The organism is Mycetocola zhujimingii (genome assembly GCF_003065425.1).
Taxonomy (GTDB): Bacteria; Actinomycetota; Actinomycetes; order Actinomycetales; family Microbacteriaceae; genus Mycetocola_A; species Mycetocola_A zhujimingii.
The window spans coordinates 1,067,536-1,082,127 of record NZ_CP026949.1 but is presented as its reverse complement, the minus strand read 5'-3'; the positions used below and the strand labels follow the sequence as shown (position 1 = coordinate 1,082,127).

14 protein-coding genes are annotated in these 14,592 nt (G+C 64.8%); 2 read left to right on the top strand and 12 right to left on the bottom strand.

What is annotated here, in order from left to right; all coding sequences use genetic code 11:
• Positions 1-184: 184 nt before the first annotated feature.
• On the top strand, positions 185-943 hold the full coding sequence (gene lexA / locus C3E77_RS05030) for a transcriptional repressor LexA (RefSeq protein WP_416046391.1): 759 nt from the start codon (positions 185-187) through the stop codon (positions 941-943).
• A gap of 101 nt (positions 944-1,044) precedes the next feature.
• On the opposite strand, the gene hflX is transcribed toward lexA, so the two are convergent.
• Entirely contained in the window at positions 1,045-2,595 is a 1,551-nt protein-coding gene (gene hflX, locus C3E77_RS05025; RefSeq protein WP_108390626.1) for a GTPase HflX, read from the bottom strand.
• 36 nt (positions 2,596-2,631) lie between these two features.
• Between hflX and C3E77_RS05020 the strand changes: the two genes are divergently transcribed.
• A complete protein-coding gene (locus tag C3E77_RS05020) occupies positions 2,632-3,249 on the top strand; it encodes a class I SAM-dependent methyltransferase (protein WP_108390625.1) in 618 nt (205 codons plus the stop codon).
• Positions 3,250-3,275: 26 nt separating this feature from the next.
• On the opposite strand, the gene dapF is transcribed toward C3E77_RS05020, so the two are convergent.
• The 11 genes from dapF to C3E77_RS04965 all read right to left on the bottom strand — a co-directional run bounded on the left by dapF (position 3,276) and on the right by C3E77_RS04965 (position 14,538).
• Positions 3,276-4,157, bottom strand: a complete 882-nt coding sequence (gene dapF, locus C3E77_RS05015; RefSeq protein ID WP_108390624.1) for a diaminopimelate epimerase — start codon at positions 4,155-4,157, stop codon at positions 3,276-3,278.
• A gap of 16 nt (positions 4,158-4,173) precedes the next feature.
• Entirely contained in the window at positions 4,174-5,112 is a 939-nt protein-coding gene (miaA, locus tag C3E77_RS05010; RefSeq protein ID WP_108393078.1) for a tRNA (adenosine(37)-N6)-dimethylallyltransferase MiaA, read from the bottom strand.
• 11 nt (positions 5,113-5,123) lie between these two features.
• Positions 5,124-6,752, bottom strand: coding sequence for a tRNA (N6-isopentenyl adenosine(37)-C2)-methylthiotransferase MiaB (gene miaB / locus C3E77_RS05005; RefSeq protein ID WP_108390623.1), 1,629 nt, complete (start codon positions 6,750-6,752; stop codon positions 5,124-5,126).
• Between the two features lie 184 nt (positions 6,753-6,936).
• The gene (locus C3E77_RS05000) at positions 6,937-7,803 is read right to left on the bottom strand and encodes a regulatory protein RecX (RefSeq protein ID WP_108390622.1); all 867 of its coding nucleotides are present in this window, start codon (positions 7,801-7,803) and stop codon (positions 6,937-6,939) included.
• Between the two features lie 9 nt (positions 7,804-7,812).
• A complete protein-coding gene (recA, locus tag C3E77_RS04995; RefSeq protein WP_108390621.1) occupies positions 7,813-8,898 on the bottom strand; it encodes a recombinase RecA in 1,086 nt (361 codons plus the stop codon).
• A 251-nt stretch (positions 8,899-9,149) separates the two neighbouring features.
• Positions 9,150-9,374 (bottom strand): DUF3046 domain-containing protein, encoded by a 225-nt coding sequence (locus C3E77_RS04990; RefSeq protein ID WP_108390620.1) that lies wholly within the window; start codon positions 9,372-9,374, stop codon positions 9,150-9,152.
• Positions 9,375-9,479: 105 nt separating this feature from the next.
• Complete coding sequence (locus C3E77_RS04985) at positions 9,480-9,788, bottom strand: helix-turn-helix domain-containing protein (protein ID WP_108390619.1); 309 nt, start codon at positions 9,786-9,788, stop codon at positions 9,480-9,482.
• A 187-nt stretch (positions 9,789-9,975) separates the two neighbouring features.
• Positions 9,976-10,506 carry a CinA family protein gene (locus C3E77_RS04980; protein WP_108390618.1) on the bottom strand — a complete coding sequence of 177 codons (531 nt, stop codon included), beginning with the start codon at positions 10,504-10,506 and terminating at the stop codon, positions 9,976-9,978.
• Positions 10,503-11,108 carry a CDP-diacylglycerol--glycerol-3-phosphate 3-phosphatidyltransferase gene (gene pgsA / locus C3E77_RS04975; protein ID WP_108390617.1) on the bottom strand — a complete coding sequence of 202 codons (606 nt, stop codon included), beginning with the start codon at positions 11,106-11,108 and terminating at the stop codon, positions 10,503-10,505. The genes C3E77_RS04980 and pgsA overlap by 4 nt, the downstream gene beginning before the upstream one ends.
• A 3-nt stretch (positions 11,109-11,111) precedes the next feature.
• Entirely contained in the window at positions 11,112-13,976 is a 2,865-nt protein-coding gene (locus tag C3E77_RS04970) for an FtsK/SpoIIIE family DNA translocase (RefSeq protein WP_108390616.1), read from the bottom strand.
• Positions 13,977-14,046: 70 nt separating this feature from the next.
• A complete protein-coding gene (locus tag C3E77_RS04965; protein WP_108390615.1) occupies positions 14,047-14,538 on the bottom strand; it encodes a GNAT family N-acetyltransferase in 492 nt (163 codons plus the stop codon).
• Positions 14,539-14,592: the final 54 nt, after the last annotated feature.

Below are 14,592 nucleotides of genomic sequence, written 5' to 3'. Positions count from 1 at the left end.
CCGAATCTATATTCGATTGTTCGAACATTCAAGTCCTTCTTCGGACTTTTTTGCGAAATTTGCCCGACACACTCGAACAAATCTTTGCTGCGGCCCCTTGGGACGGATAGAGTTTCGATTGATGGTTGAGACTCAACCAGTGACCACTGACATTGGCCGGGGCTGCCCGCCAGACGGGAGTGACATGACGCTCGACAACGCGAATATCACGGCTGAGAACGGGCCGGATGCCGCTGTTTCATCTGCTGCTCCATCGCCACGGAAGGCCAAGCGGGTGCCGGCAGAGAAGCCGACCACGCGCCGCCGCAAGAGCCTGAGCGAGAAGCAGCTGGCAATCCTCGACGTGATTCAGCGCTCAGTGCAGAGCCGCGGTTACCCGCCGAGCATGCGCGAAATCGGTGACGCGGTCGGGCTGGCATCGCTCTCCAGCGTTACGCACCAGCTCAACCAGCTTGAGCTGAGCGGCTACCTGCGCAGGGACCCCAATCGGCCCCGTGCGCTCGAGATCCTGATCGACCTGCCCTCCCCCTCAAACGTTGCCGACTTCGAAAGCTCGACACCGGTCGGCGACGCGGCAATGGTGCCCCTCGTCGGACGCATCGCAGCCGGAGTGCCGATCACGGCTGACCAGCAGGTTGAAGAAGTGTTCCCCCTCCCCCGTCAGCTCGTGGGCAAGGGAGAGCTGTTCATGCTCAAGGTCTCGGGTGAGTCGATGATCGACGCGGCGATCTGCGACGGCGACTGGGTCGTCGTCCGCCAGCAGCCGACCGCTGAGAACGGCGATATCGTCGCCGCCATGCTCGATGGTGAAGCCACGGTCAAGGTGTTCCGTCAGCGCGATGGCCACACCTGGCTGCTCCCCCGCAACACGAACTTCGAACCGATCCTCGGCGACGAAGCCGACGTGCTCGGCAAGATCGTCGCGGTGCTCCGCGCGGTGTAGCTACCCAAGGTGTGGCGCCTGACGCCCGCTTAACGAACGGATGCCCCGGGTACAGACCCGGGGCATCCGTTCGTTAAGCGACCAAACGCGTGAAGACGCCGCTATTCGGCGATCGCGAACTCGGCCACCTGTGCGGCGAGTTCCTCCGACGCGAGTGCGCGCACCTCGGTGCCGTCTTCCTCGTAGTCCAGCTTCTCGACCTTTCCGCGGCGGTGGAGCATCGAAATGATGTCTCCCCTGTCGTACGGGACGAGAAGGTGAAGCGGAACCGTCGGGCTCGGCAGCAGTTCGGCGATGCGGGCGAGGATCTCATCGATTCCCTCGCCGGTCCGCGCCGATGCGAAGATTCCCTTGGGTTCCAGTCCGCGGAGCACGAGCCGGTCGTCCTCGCTGACGAGGTCACTCTTGTTGAAGACCACGATCTCCGGAATGTCGCGGGCACCGACATCACCGATGACGTCGCGCACCGTGCTGATCTGGGATGCAGGGTCAGGGTGCGAGGCGTCGACGACGTGCACGATGACATCCGACTCGGCGACCTCTTCGAGCGTCGACCGGAAGGCCTCAACCAGCTGGTGCGGCAGGTTGCGGACAAACCCAACCGTGTCAGAGAGCGTGTAGAGCCGGCCGTCTTCGGTCTGGGTCTTTCGAACCGTTGCGTCGAGAGTGGCAAAAAGGGAGTTCTCGACGAGAACCCCCGCCTTAGTGATGCGGTTGAGCAGGCTCGACTTGCCGGCGTTGGTGTAGCCGGCGATCGCAACGGACGGCACTTCGAAGCGGTTGCGGTTCGCGCGCTTGGCCTCGCGGGCCGGCCCGAAGCCCTTGATCTGCTTGCGCAGCTTCGCCATCCGGGTGTGGATGCGGCGTCGGTCGAGTTCGATCTTGGTTTCACCCGGGCCACGTGAACCCATACCTGCGCCGGCGCCACCCACCTGGCCACCGGCCTGGCGGGACATCGAGTCGCCCCAACCGCGGAGTCGCGGCAGCAGGTACTCAAGCTGGGCGAGCTCGACCTGGGCCTTGCCCTCGCGGCTCTTGGCGTGCTGGCTGAAGATGTCGAGGATGACCGCGGTGCGGTCGATGACCTTGACCTTCACGACATCCTCGAGCGCACGCCGCTGGCTTGGCGCGAGTTCGGTATCGGCGATCACGGTGTCTGCGCCGAGCGCTGCAACGATGCCGCGCAGTTCCTCGGCCTTTCCCTTGCCGAGGTAGGTGCTGGGGTCGGGATTCGGGCGGCGCTGCAGCATGCCGTCGAGGACGACGGCGCCAGCGGTTTCAGCGAGGGCGGCGAGCTCGCGGATCGAGTTCTCCGCGTCCTCCTGCGCGCCCTGCGGGTACACGCCGATGAGGACGACGTTCTCGATGCGCAGCTGTCGGTACTCGACCTCGGTGACGTCCTCGAGCTCTGTCGACAGGTTGGCGACGCGGCGGAGCGCCTGTCGGTCCTCTCGGTCCTGCTGCTCTCCGTCAAATCCATCGTGCCCGGACTCACCGGTTGTCGACCTGTCCTGCAGAGCATCGGCCTGACTCGAACCGAAGAGCGAATAGCCGCCCGCGCGGGACTCAGCGTTGCGCAACACCCGCGATACTGCATCGTCGTCGATGGGTGTTTCGGTGTTCTCTGGGGTTGATTCGGTGGACTTGCTCATCAGTTAAGCCTAGTTGCTTTGCGGTAACGTTCCCCTATGGCCAGCGATCATTATTTTACGGGCGTACCCGGAACCGAACTCAAGCTCCGCACGGTTTCCGTTCGGCTCTCAGGCCAGGACTACGAACTCACCACCTCGAACGGGATTTTCAGCCCGGACCGGATCGACCCGGGCACGCAGGTGCTCTTAGCGAACGCCCCGACTCCTCCCCAAACCGGCAACCTTCTCGATCTGGGCTGCGGCTGGGGACCGATCTCCCTGACACTCGCCCTCGAGGCGCCAGACGCTCATGTCTGGGCGGTCGATGTCAACGAGCGCGCGCTTGATCTGTTGCGAATGAACACGGAGAAGCTCGGCCTCACCAATATCACCGCAGCGCAGCCCGATCAGGTTCCCGACGACGTCCGGTTCCAGACCATCTGGTCGAACCCGCCGATCCGCGTCGGCAAGACCGAGCTTCACGCCATGCTCGAGCGCTGGCTGCCGCGCCTGGAACCGGGTTCGGATGCCTGGCTCGTCGTGCAGCGCAACCTCGGCTCAGACAGCCTGCACCGGTGGCTGCAGGAGACCATGGGCGACGATTTCGAGTTCACCAAAGAGACGATCAGCAAGGGGTACCGCGTGCTGCGGGCACTCCGCGCCGAAACGAACTGACGGATGAACTGACGGACGGACGGACGCTAGCCGAGCTCGAGAGTGCCGGTGTAGACGAGGTCTGCCGGGCCGGACAGCCCGACGTGCTCGCCGTCCTGCGTCGCAAACATCCGCACCCCGAGCGTTCCTCCTGGAACGTCGACGCGCCACGCGTTTGGCGCGGCTGACCCGGCCCAGTGCCGCGTCGCGAGAGCCGCGGCTGCGACGCCGGTGCCGCACGAGAGGGTCTCACCGCTGCCCCGCTCGTGAACTCTCATCGAGATGCGGGCAACCCCGTCCTTGATGAGCGGGTCATAAGGCACGACGAACTCCACGTTGGCGCCATCCATGGGCTCCGGTTCGATCAGTGGAATGTAGTGCAGGTCAGCCGACTCGAGCTCTGCCTCATCAGCGAGAGCCACGACGACGTGCGGGTTTCCGACGTTGATGCCGAGCCCCGGCCGAGCCACCTTGAGTTCTTTCGCCCGCACGAGCGGCTCTCCGCCCTCGAGCTTCCAGCGTCCGAGATCGACCTGGAAACCGTTCGTGGCACGCTGGACGTCACGGACGCCGGCGCGGGTTCCGATCGGGAGAGTGTCACCGGACTCCAGCTGAACGAGACCCTGCTCGATGAGGTATCGCGCGTAGACACGGATGCCGTTGCCGCACATCTCCGCGATGGATCCGTCGGCGTTGTGGTAGTCCATGAACCACTCGGCACCGTCGTCTTCGGCGAGGGCTGCCGCGCCCTCGTCGATATTGCGTGACCTGACCGCGCGGATGACGCCGTCGGCGCCGACACCGAAGTGGCGGTCGCACACCGCGACGATCTGCGCGGTGGTCAGTGGGTGGTCGCCCTCAGGGTCCGTGTAGAGCACGAAATCGTTGCCTGTGCCGTGGCCCTTGGTGAACTGCAGAGTGAATCCCATGCGCCCAAGTCTAGGGTCAGCGCGGAGCCTGGGACGTCGGTTCGGTGACGGATGCCATGGCCCTCTCGACGAGGTCAGGCGCGTCGTAATCCAGCCAGACGATGTCCGCATAGCGCTTGAACCAGCTCATCTGCCGCCTGGCATACCGCCGGGTCAGCTGCTGTGTTTCTTCAATGGCTTCGGCCTCGGTCGCCGCGCCCTCGAGTTGCTTGAGCGCCTGCGCATATCCGATCGCCCGCGACGCGGTGACACCGCGCTCGAGCCCCGCGTTTCTCAACGCCGCCACCTCGTCCAGCAGCCCGGCAGCCCACATCCCGTGCACCCGCTGGTCGAGCCGTGCGGTCAGTTCAGGCCTCGGCGCTGCCAGCCCGATGATGTGCGCCTGGCGCCAGTACACGGGCTCGTCCGGCAGCATCCCTGCCACGGGCGAACCGGTGATCTCGGCCACCTCGAGTGCTCGCACGATGCGCCGCGCGTTGTGCGGCCCGATCCGCGACGCAACGTCGGCGTCAAGCGCAGCCAGTCGCTGGTACAGGATGCCGGGTCCAAGCGTGGTGGCTTCCTGCTCGAGCCGAGCACGAATCTCGGGGTCAGAGCCGGGGAACTGGAAGTCGTAAAGGACGCTCGAGACATACAGGCCGGACCCACCGACGAGGATCGCAGACTTCCCCCGCGAGAGGATGTCGGTGACAGCGGCCCTGGCGAGGGGCTGATATCTGGCGACAGTGGCTTCTTCGTCGACATTGAGGATGTCGAGCATGTGGTGCGGGATGCCCCTGCGCTCCCGTTCGGGCAGCTTGGCGGTGCCGATGTCCATGCCGCGGTACAGCTGCATGGCATCCGCGTTGACGATCTCAGCGCCACCGTCCGCGCGCGCGAGGCCCTCTGCAATATTGAGCGAGAGCTCGCTCTTTCCGGTCCCGGTCGGGCCAACTACCGCGATGAGCTGCGGGATGCTGTGCGGGTTCAGCGTTCGCCGTCCAGTGCATCGTAAATCGGTGTCATTCCGCCCTGGACTTCGGCTGGCGCCTCGTGGACGCGAGCGGGCGGCCCGACACGCAGGGTAGGCAGCCCCAGTGACACGCGCCCGGGGGTGCTCGGTGAAGCGCCGGGGGCGGGAACGCCGCACGACTCTGCCTGTGCGCGGTCCCATGCGTCTCCGGCGGAGGTCCGTCGCACCACGAGTTCGCCTCCGGCGGGAGCGTCAGCGATGAGGTAGAAGGGCGCGGCCTGGGTCACCGTGGCGGTGACGATGTCTCCCGGACGCGGGATCGCGGAGCCCTCAGGAACCTCGAAGTGCACGAGGCGGGAGTCCTCGGCCCTGCCGGACAGCCGGTGGCTGGCGGAATCCTTGCGGCCTTCACCGACCGCGACGAGGATCTCGATCTCGCGGCCGACGACCTTCTGGTTCTCCTCGAGGCAGATGCGGTCCTGAAGCGCGGTCAACCGCTCGAAGCGCTCCTGGACGATCTCCTTGGGAACCTGGTCCGGCATGGTTGCGGCCGGCGTTCCCTCGCGGATTGAGTACTGGAAGGTGAACGCCGTAGCGAACCTCGCCGCTTCAACCACCCGGAGGGTTTCGAGGAAGTCCTCCTCGGTTTCGCCGGGGAAGCCAACGATGATGTCCGTCGAGATCGCCGCGTGCGGCATGCGGGCGCGGACCCGGTCGAGAATGCCGAGGAACTTCTCGCTGCGGTAAGACCGGCGCATCGCCTTGAGGATCCGGTCGGATCCGGACTGCAGTGGCATATGCAGCTGCGGCATGACGCTCGGTGTCTCGGCCATCGCGTCGATGACGTCGTCAGTGAACGCAGCGGGGTGCGGGCTGGTGAACCGAATCCTCTCGAGCCCGTCGATGGCGCCGGCGGCGCGCAGCAGCTTGCTGAACGCCTGGCGGTCGCCGAACTCCACGCCGTAGGAGTTCACGTTCTGACCGAGCAGCGTCACCTCAATCGCACCATCATCGACCAGCGCCTGGATCTCGGCGAGGATCTCGCCCGGTCGCCGGTCTTTTTCTTTTCCGCGCAGGGACGGCACAATGCAGAAGGTGCAGGTGTTGTTGCATCCGACGGAGATGGACACCCAGCCGCTGTAGCTGGATTCCCGCTTGGTCGGGAGAGTCGATGGGAAGGTCTCGAGCGCTTCGAGGATCTCGATCTGCGCCTCTTCGTTGTGACGCGCGCGTTCGAGGAGGTTCGGGAGGGCGCCCATGTTGTGCGTTCCGAAGACGACGTCCACCCACGGTGCCTTCTCGAGGATGACGTTCTTGTCTTTTTGTGCGAGACAGCCGCCAACGGCGATCTGCATGCCCTCGTGGCGGCGCTTGACGCTCGCGAGGTAGCCAAGGTTGCCGTAGAGCTTGTTGTCGGCGTTCTCACGGACGGCGCAGGTGTTGATGACCACCACATCTGCCTCGGCCCCGCTCTCTGCGGGCACGTAGCCGGCGGCGTCGAGCGAGCCACTCAACCGCTCGGAGTCGTGCACGTTCATCTGGCAGCCGTAGGTGCGCACTTCATACGTGCGAGCACGCCCGGTCGCGTCTACTGCCGCTGTCGACGGCGTGATGACTGTGGGCGTTTCAAGCAGGCTACTCATGGTTGTCCCAGTCTACGTTCGCACGCGGGCACGTGGTGGCAGCCCCGTGCCCGCACCTTGTGGCGTGGAGCCAGACCGGCGGCAACGCATCGCGGCGTGGAGCCAACCCGAAGAAAGCGCGGTGCCGCAGGAGCGCGAGTCGCACCCGCCCGATGTGGACGGGCGCCGACTGACAGCGAACGACCTAGCGGAACCGCACCGTTGAGCTCGGCGATGACGAGCGGCCGGTAAGCACCGGCGCGATGGCCTCTCGCACGATGTTGCCCGGGTAGCCGCGTCGGGCGAGGAAACCGGTGAGCCTGCGCTCCAGTGTCTGCTTGTCGAGTCCCGACATCTGCGAGGCACGCTTGCGGGCGAGTTCGGTTGCTACGCCGAGCTCATCATCCTGCTCGATGTCATCGAGCACCTCGGTGATGATGTCGCGGTCGATCGAGCGACCGGACATGGCGCGCGCGACAACAGCCTTGCTCTGTCCTTTGCGCTCAGACAGCGAGTGCTTGAGCTGCTCGGCGAGGGCGCGGTCGTCGACATAGCCCAGGTCGCGAAGCCGGTCGAGGATCGTATTCGCCTGTGCGGCCGTCAGGCCTTCCTGCACGGCAAACGCGAGGACCTCAGCCTCACTGAGCGACCGCCGCGCCAGCTTTCGAACGAGAAGGGACTCGACCGCTTCAGGGTCGGCAATCTGCTCGGCGGGTTCGTCGTCATCCTGCTCGACGTGATTGATCCCGGCGGTGGCGCCCTTCACAGCGCCGTCGCGACCGACAGCTCGGAGATGCCCGGCCGCCCGCTTGCGCGGCGCGGACCGCGCTCCGGGAGCACGTTCGGACTCCGAATTCGACCCGGAGGTCGTTGATTCGGCAGCCGGCTCCGGGTCAGACCCGAACCAGGAATCGGCGCCTGACCTGGCACCTGTGCGCGCGGGCTCGGGCGTGTGTCCGGCGCCGCGCAGGTAGGTCACCGGCGCGATCTTCTCGCCGGGTTCGACCGCGGGGTTCTCGCCCGCCGGGGCGGCCGGGGTATCCGGCCGACCCGGGTCGCGAAACGAAACCATGACGGAGTCCTAGGCGCCGCGCTTGGCAGCGAGCTGGTCGGCCGTGGTCTTGACCTTGGCACCTGTGGCGGCGGCTGGTGCCTCTGCCTCGGCCTTGGCAACACCGACTCCGAGCTTGGCCTTGATCTTCGACTCGATCTCGTTGGCGATGTCGGGATTGGTGATCAGGAAGTTACGCGAGTTTTCCTTACCCTGACCCAGCTGTTCACCGTCGTAGGTGTACCAGGAACCCGACTTTTTGACGATCAGGTGCTCGACCCCAAAGTCAATCAAACTGCCCTCGCGAGAGATTCCGATGCCGTAGAGAATGTCGAACTCAGCCTGCTTAAACGGCGGCGCCATCTTGTTCTTGACAACCTTCACGCGCGTGCGGTTTCCGACGGCATCCGTTCCGTCTTTGAGGGTCTCAATGCGACGGATATCGAGACGCACCGAGGCGTAGAACTTGAGCGCCTTACCACCGGCGGTGGTCTCGGGGCTTCCGAAGAACACACCGATCTTCTCGCGCAGCTGGTTGATGAAGATCATTGTGGTGTTGGTCTGGCTGAGCCCACCGGTGAGCTTCCGGAGCGCCTGTGACATCAGTCGGGCCTGGAGGCCCACGTGGGAGTCACCCATCTCGCCCTCGATCTCGGCGCGCGGCACCAGTGCCGCAACGGAGTCGATCACGATCAGGTCGATAGAACCAGAGCGCACGAGCATGTCGGCGATTTCGAGCGCCTGCTCACCGGTGTCTGGCTGCGAGACGAGCAGCGCGTCGATGTCGACGCCGAGCTTCTTCGCGTATTCGGGGTCGAGTGCGTGCTCGGCGTCGATGAAGGCTGCGATACCGCCGGCCTTCTGTGCGTTCGCGATCGCGTGGAGCGTGAGGGTGGTCTTACCCGACGACTCAGGTCCGTAGATCTCGACGATGCGACCGCGCGGGAGCCCGCCTATGCCGAGCGCGACGTCAAGTGCGATGGAGCCGGTGGGGATGATAGCTACTGGAGCCCGCTCATCGCTGCCGAGGCGCATGACTGAACCCTTGCCGAACTGACGGTCGATCTGGGCGAGTGCCGTTTCAAGGGACTTCTCGCGGTCTGCTACTGATGGCATGTCTGCCTCTTCCTGTGCGATAGCGGTGCGCCTATAGGCTGTCGGGCCGTAACTCGGCTTCAACAAGGCTGGGAGCGTTTTCGTGAACAGTGTCGACTGTATGAGGCACCTCTGACATTGAGTCAGAGGGAGGAAAACAGTGGACGTACTGCCCCAGATGGGCCCTTGTGTAGGAGCCTATCGCAGACCGAACGAGTGTTCGAGAAATATTCTTCGGCGTGTCGAATGAAGATCCGGGTGCGACTGCGCCGCTACTGCACAGGCGGTCGAACCCCGACGCCGTGCCAGCGGTCGCGGGGAACATCCGATTCCTTGCAGAGCGCCATCCAGACGGCGCGCGGCGACTCCCCCGCGGCCAGCGCTTCATCCGCTGTACGTCCGCCGAGTTCGCGCAGCACCAGGTCACTGGTGAGGACACGCCCGTATGCGCCGCCGAATTCGGTGGTGACGGCCAGTCTGAACTCGCTGAGTTTCACTTGTTTGGGCTCACTGTAGGTAGAGGGCTCGCGGTCGCGAGCGGACGAGGAATGCCCCGGCTCGCTGTCGCGGGCCGGGGCATCCGGAAATTATGTGTGCCAGCGTCAGCGGGCAACCAGATCCGCGTCGAGTTCTGCAACGAACTCGTCGGGAACCGTGTCTGGGATCGGCGCGATCCCCTCGATGACGGCGAGCCGGTCACCGACTTCGCGCATGATGACTGAGATCGGAGTGTCCAGTGCGTCTGCGACCGAAGCGAGGATCTCGCTCGATGCTTCCTTCTGGCCGCGCTCCACCTCACTGAGGTAACCGAGTGCAACGCTTGCCTTGCTTGCAACCTGGCGAAGAGTCCGCCCCTTTTGCAGCCGAAAGTCGCGCAACACGTCACCGATTTCCTGACGTACGAGAATCATGGGACCCCTCCTTCTCTGCCGATCAGCCTGACCACTGGTAAGCCCGTGGTTGGATAACATTACTACACCCATCCGTGTGAAAAACCTTACTGTCGCTCACTGATTTTTTCTTGTGAATACCTAGTGTGTAACTGGGTTGTAACACCACGTATTCCCGCGGAAACCCGGGCGATGACGCGCGACTATCTCACAGGTCCGCGACAGGTGACGTTGTACTCTTCTCTGCGTCTCCGATCAGTGCGATTGCGGCAGCAACCGTCGCATTCCGGATCGTGGTCCTGTCACCGTCGAGCTGCAGTTCGAGCGCCCGCGCGCCGTCCTTCGTCGACAGGCCGACGTAAACCGTTCCAGGTGCCTTCCCGCCCTGAGGGTCAGGCCCGGCTACGCCCGTGGTGGAAATTCCGATGTCGGCGACTCGTCCGTCGACCGCGAGCGCGGTTCGCACACCGGATGCCATCTGGCGGGCTACCTCCGGATCCACCGGCCCGAACTGGGCGAGCATCTCGCCGTCCACCCCGAGAACGGTGCGTTTCAGCTCCGTGGCGTATGCGACAACTCCGCCGAACACGACGGCGGACGCACCGGGCGGCCTGATGAGTTCGGCGACGAGAAGTCCGCCGGTCAGCGACTCGGCAACAGCCACCGTGAGGCCGCGCTCAGCGAGCCGGGCGATGAGCGCCGCGGTCGCGTCAGCGGTCGCCGGAGCTTCGGACGTCATCGCGCCCGCCGCGCCTTGAGCTCGGTGATCACATAGTCGATGCCACTCGCGACAGTGAGCAGCACGGCGATGGTCATGAGGACCCCGTTCACCCAGAAGATCCAGTCACCGAAGATCGTGTTGAGCGGAACCAGGGCAAACGAAATCGCGATGGACTGCGCGACGGTCTTGAGCTTTCCCATCCACGCCGCAGCGACGACGTGGTCTGTCGCCACGATCATCCGGTGCACGGTGATGCCGATTTCACGGACGAGCACGAGGATGGTGACCCACCAGGGCAGTTCACCGAGGATGGAGAGAGCGACGAGCGCGCCGCCCGTGAGGACCTTGTCGGCGATCGGGTCGAGGAGCTTACCAAGGTCGGTGATCAGACCGTGCTTTCGTGCGATGGCGCCATCGACCCAGTCGGTCGCGATCGCAACGATGAACAGGATCGCAGCCGCCCAGCGCAGGCCGCCGTCTTCGCCGTTGTCGGCGAGCAGCATCCAGATGAAGACCGGAGCGGCCAGGATTCGGACGATGGTGATCGCGTTCGGAACGTTGAGATTCGCCGATCGGGTCGGCCTCGCTGATCCGTTCGGTGGTGTGGCCGGAATGGCCATGTACTACTCCTTGCCTGTGAGTCCCCAGGCGTCTTCGTCGGAATCGCCGTCAACCACATCGTACCCATCGAACTGCTTCTCGACCGGGTCGCCCTGGTACTGGTCGCTGTCGGCAGGCGCCGGCGACGGTGCCGGCATCGGGGCGTCCTCCCCACGGAGTTTGGCCAGAAGACCAGGCAGTTGCTCGGCGGTGACGAGGACGTCTCGTGCCTTGGAACCCTCGGATGGCCCGACGATCTCCCGCGATTCCATCAGGTCCATCAGGCGGCCTGCCTTGGCGAAGCCAACGCGGAGTTTGCGCTGAAGCATCGACGTCGACCCAAACTGTGTGCCGACGACGAGTTCCGCCGCGGCGAGGAGGAGATCGAGGTCGTCACCGATGTCTGCGTCGACCTCTTTCTTCTCGACGACGGCGGCGACGTCCTTGCGGTACTCGGGTCGTGCCTGCTGGGTGACGTGCTTGACGACCTTCTCGATCTCGTCTTCCGACACCCAGGCACCCTGGACACGGATTGCCTTGTTCGTGCCCATCGGCAGGAACAGCCCGTCTCCCTGGCCGATGAGCTTGTCTGCTCCCGGCTGGTCGAGAATGACCCGGGAGTCGGTGACGCTCGTCACGGCGAACGCGAGCCTCGACGGCACGTTGGCCTTGATGAGGCCGGTGACGACGTCGACGGACGGACGCTGGGTCGCGAGAACGAGGTGGATTCCGGATGCTCGTGCCAGCTGCGTGATCCGCACGATCGAGTCTTCGACGTCACGCGGGGCGACCATCATGAGGTCGGCGAGCTCGTCGACGACGACCAGCAGGTACGGGTACGGCTTGAGCACCCGCTCGCTTCCGACGGGGAGCACGATCTCCTCGTTCACGACGGCCTTGTTGAAGTCGTCGATGTGCCTGAAGCCGAAGCTCGCGAGGTCGTCGTACCGCATGTCCATCTCCTTCACCACCCACTGCAGCGCCTCGGCTGCCTTCTTGGGGTTGGTGATGATGGGCGTGATGAGGTGGGGAACTCCCGCGTACGAGGTGAGTTCGACGCGCTTCGGGTCGATGAGCACCATGCGCACGTCACTCGGCTTTGCGCGCATCAGGAGGCTCGTGATCATCGAGTTGATGAAGCTCGACTTACCCGAACCGGTCGAACCCGCGACGAGGAGGTGGGGCATCTTGGCGAGGTTCGCCACAACGAACCCGCCTCCGACATCCTTGCCGACGCCGATGGTCATCGGGTGAACGCTCTTGGTGGCGTTGGCGGAACGAAGGACGTCACCGAGGGTGACGATCTCACGGTCGGTGTTGGGGATCTCGACGCCGATGGCGCTCTTGCCGGGGATCGGGGCGAGGATGCGGACCTCGTTGGATGCGACGGCGTACGCGATGTTATTGGTCAGGGCTGTGATGCGCTCGACCTTGACGCCGGGGCCGACCTCGATCTCGTACTGGGTGACTGTCGGGCCACGGGAGAAACCGGTCACTTTCGCGTCGACCTTGAACTGGTCGAGCACACTCGTCACGGCAGCGACAACCTCGTCGTTCGCGGCCGATCGTGTCTTCGCGGGATCGCCGGCACCGAGGGTGGATGCCGCAGGAAGCCGGTACGGAGCGGTCGGCTGAACCGGGCGCGCCATCTGCGTGGCATCCGTAGTGCCGTCCAGAAGCCCGAGGCCTTCCATGCCGGGAAGCACCTCGGTCTGGTTGTCTGGGCCGTCGTCGTGGAGACCAGACAACGATGGCTTCGCCGGACCCGCTCCGGCGAGTGCCGCCTCGGCGCGCGAAAGGTCGCCGATGACCTCTGTCATGGAATCATCGGCGTCGAGCGGGTTGCCGAACATGTCGACGTTCTCGACAACGGGCGGCGGGCTTTCGATGGCCGAATCGAATTCGCCCCTGCCGCGCTTCGGCTTGAGCCCGAGCAGCTCGGTGACGTCCGCCGACTCTGAGTCGAAGGCCGGATCGACCTCACGCTGGCTCTTGTTGCGGCGCCACCACGGGAGGGAGTCATCGTCTGTGCCGTCTTCAACGCCGTCGATACCCTCGAGTTCGACCTGCCTGGTCTTCTCTGTCTTCGCCAGCTCGCGCTCTTCGGGGGTCACAACTTCGGTGCCGAAGGTCCACGCGTACAGCTGCCTGAAGCGCTCACCGATCTTGTTCGGCGGGGTCTTCGTGATGATGAAGATGCTGAGGAGAGCGAGCAGGCCAAGAACAATGCCGGCCCCGATCGGCGTGATCAGTGCGACGAGGGGCGCGCCCACGATCCAGCCGACGAGCCCTCCGGCCTGCGCGAGTGCCGGCATTCCCTGGCTCGGGTTCGGCTGTCCTCCGAAGGCATGGCAGAGCCCGGAGACCGCGACGAGGGCGATGATGAGACCGATTCCGATACGTCCGTTATCGTCGACGCTCGACGGATGCCGGAAGAGCCAGATCGCGAGCAGCACCATGATGACGGGCAGCGCGAAGGCGAGGCGTCCGAAGATCCCACCAAACGTGAACGCCGTGAGGTTCTGGGCCACGGCGTCGTTAACGCCGAACCACTCGACCACCATGCCGACGATGGCGAGCAGGAAGATGAGAAACGGGACACCGTCCCTGCGCTGGTCTTTCTCAAACCGTTCGGCCCCGAAGGCCCTCGCGGCCCCTCCGACCAGGTGTGCAAGACCCATCCACATCCTGACGAGTGCGTTGTCGCCGTCGGATGCCGCGGCGGGGTATGCAACGGTTTTGGCGGTCGTTGTCGGCACCGCCTTGGTGCGCGAATTCTTCGCCGGCGCTTTGGCCGGTGTCTTCGCCGGGGTCTTGGAGGTGCCTGTTGTTCCTGAGCGCGCCGACGTACTCCGGCCGCCGCTGGAGGATTTACTCGTCGTAGCCATGGACTCAACGGTACTTGGCCGCACCGACGTTGCCCGGTATTGACGCGGGAGTTCCCGGTTTCGCGCTCGATCAGCGAAGCGTGCGGACCATGACCAGCGAGGTTTCGCGCCGGATCACGGGGACGAAGCCCTCAGCGAGGTACAGCCTCGACGCGAAGTTGGCCCTGTCGACGTGAAGACTCAGCCGGTTATGACCCTGCTGGCGGGCCTGAACGAGCACAGCGTGGAGTAACTGGCGCCCGACGCCCTGCGCTCGCCAGACACTCACCACACCGAGCGTCAGCTCGGGCACTCCACGCTCCAGGAATCCAGAACCAGGGCTGTGCTCGGGAAAGATCCGGTACCAGCACGCACCGATCGGGCTCCCCGCGCCGTCGACGGCGACGGTCCCGGCATCCCCCGGCCGTTTCCACCCTTCGATGTAACGGGCGACCTCGGGATCCGCTATCGCGTCCACCCTGACCACAGAGCGCGATGGCGCCCAGTTGCGCGCCTCGACGAGCATGTCGCCGAGAAACCGCGCGTCACTCCGAGTCGCTTTGCGGAGCCGGAAATTGGCCATGTACGGATGCTATGGCATCCATGTTTCGAAAAGATGACGGTTCCTCAATCCGCC

What these genes read in the sequence shown, in the direction of transcription:
- lexA (WP_416046391.1), top strand. Translation starts at nt 185, where the DNA reads ATGACGCTCGACAACGCGAATATCACGGCTGAGAACGGGCCGGATGCC.
- hflX (WP_108390626.1), bottom strand. Translation starts at nt 2,595, where the DNA reads ATGAGCAAGTCCACCGAATCAACCCCAGAGAACACCGAAACACCCATC.
- C3E77_RS05020 (WP_108390625.1), top strand. Translation starts at nt 2,632, where the DNA reads ATGGCCAGCGATCATTATTTTACGGGCGTACCCGGAACCGAACTCAAG.
- dapF (WP_108390624.1), bottom strand. Translation starts at nt 4,157, where the DNA reads ATGGGATTCACTCTGCAGTTCACCAAGGGCCACGGCACAGGCAACGAT.
- miaB (WP_108390623.1), bottom strand. Translation starts at nt 6,752, where the DNA reads ATGAGTAGCCTGCTTGAAACGCCCACAGTCATCACGCCGTCGACAGCG.
- C3E77_RS05000 (WP_108390622.1), bottom strand. Translation starts at nt 7,803, where the DNA reads ATGGTTTCGTTTCGCGACCCGGGTCGGCCGGATACCCCGGCCGCCCCG.
- recA (WP_108390621.1), bottom strand. Translation starts at nt 8,898, where the DNA reads ATGCCATCAGTAGCAGACCGCGAGAAGTCCCTTGAAACGGCACTCGCC.
- C3E77_RS04985 (WP_108390619.1), bottom strand. Translation starts at nt 9,788, where the DNA reads ATGATTCTCGTACGTCAGGAAATCGGTGACGTGTTGCGCGACTTTCGG.
- C3E77_RS04980 (WP_108390618.1), bottom strand. Translation starts at nt 10,506, where the DNA reads ATGACGTCCGAAGCTCCGGCGACCGCTGACGCGACCGCGGCGCTCATC.
- pgsA (WP_108390617.1), bottom strand. Translation starts at nt 11,108, where the DNA reads ATGGCCATTCCGGCCACACCACCGAACGGATCAGCGAGGCCGACCCGA.
- C3E77_RS04970 (WP_108390616.1), bottom strand. Translation starts at nt 13,976, where the DNA reads ATGGCTACGACGAGTAAATCCTCCAGCGGCGGCCGGAGTACGTCGGCG.
- C3E77_RS04965 (WP_108390615.1), bottom strand. Translation starts at nt 14,538, where the DNA reads ATGGCCAATTTCCGGCTCCGCAAAGCGACTCGGAGTGACGCGCGGTTT.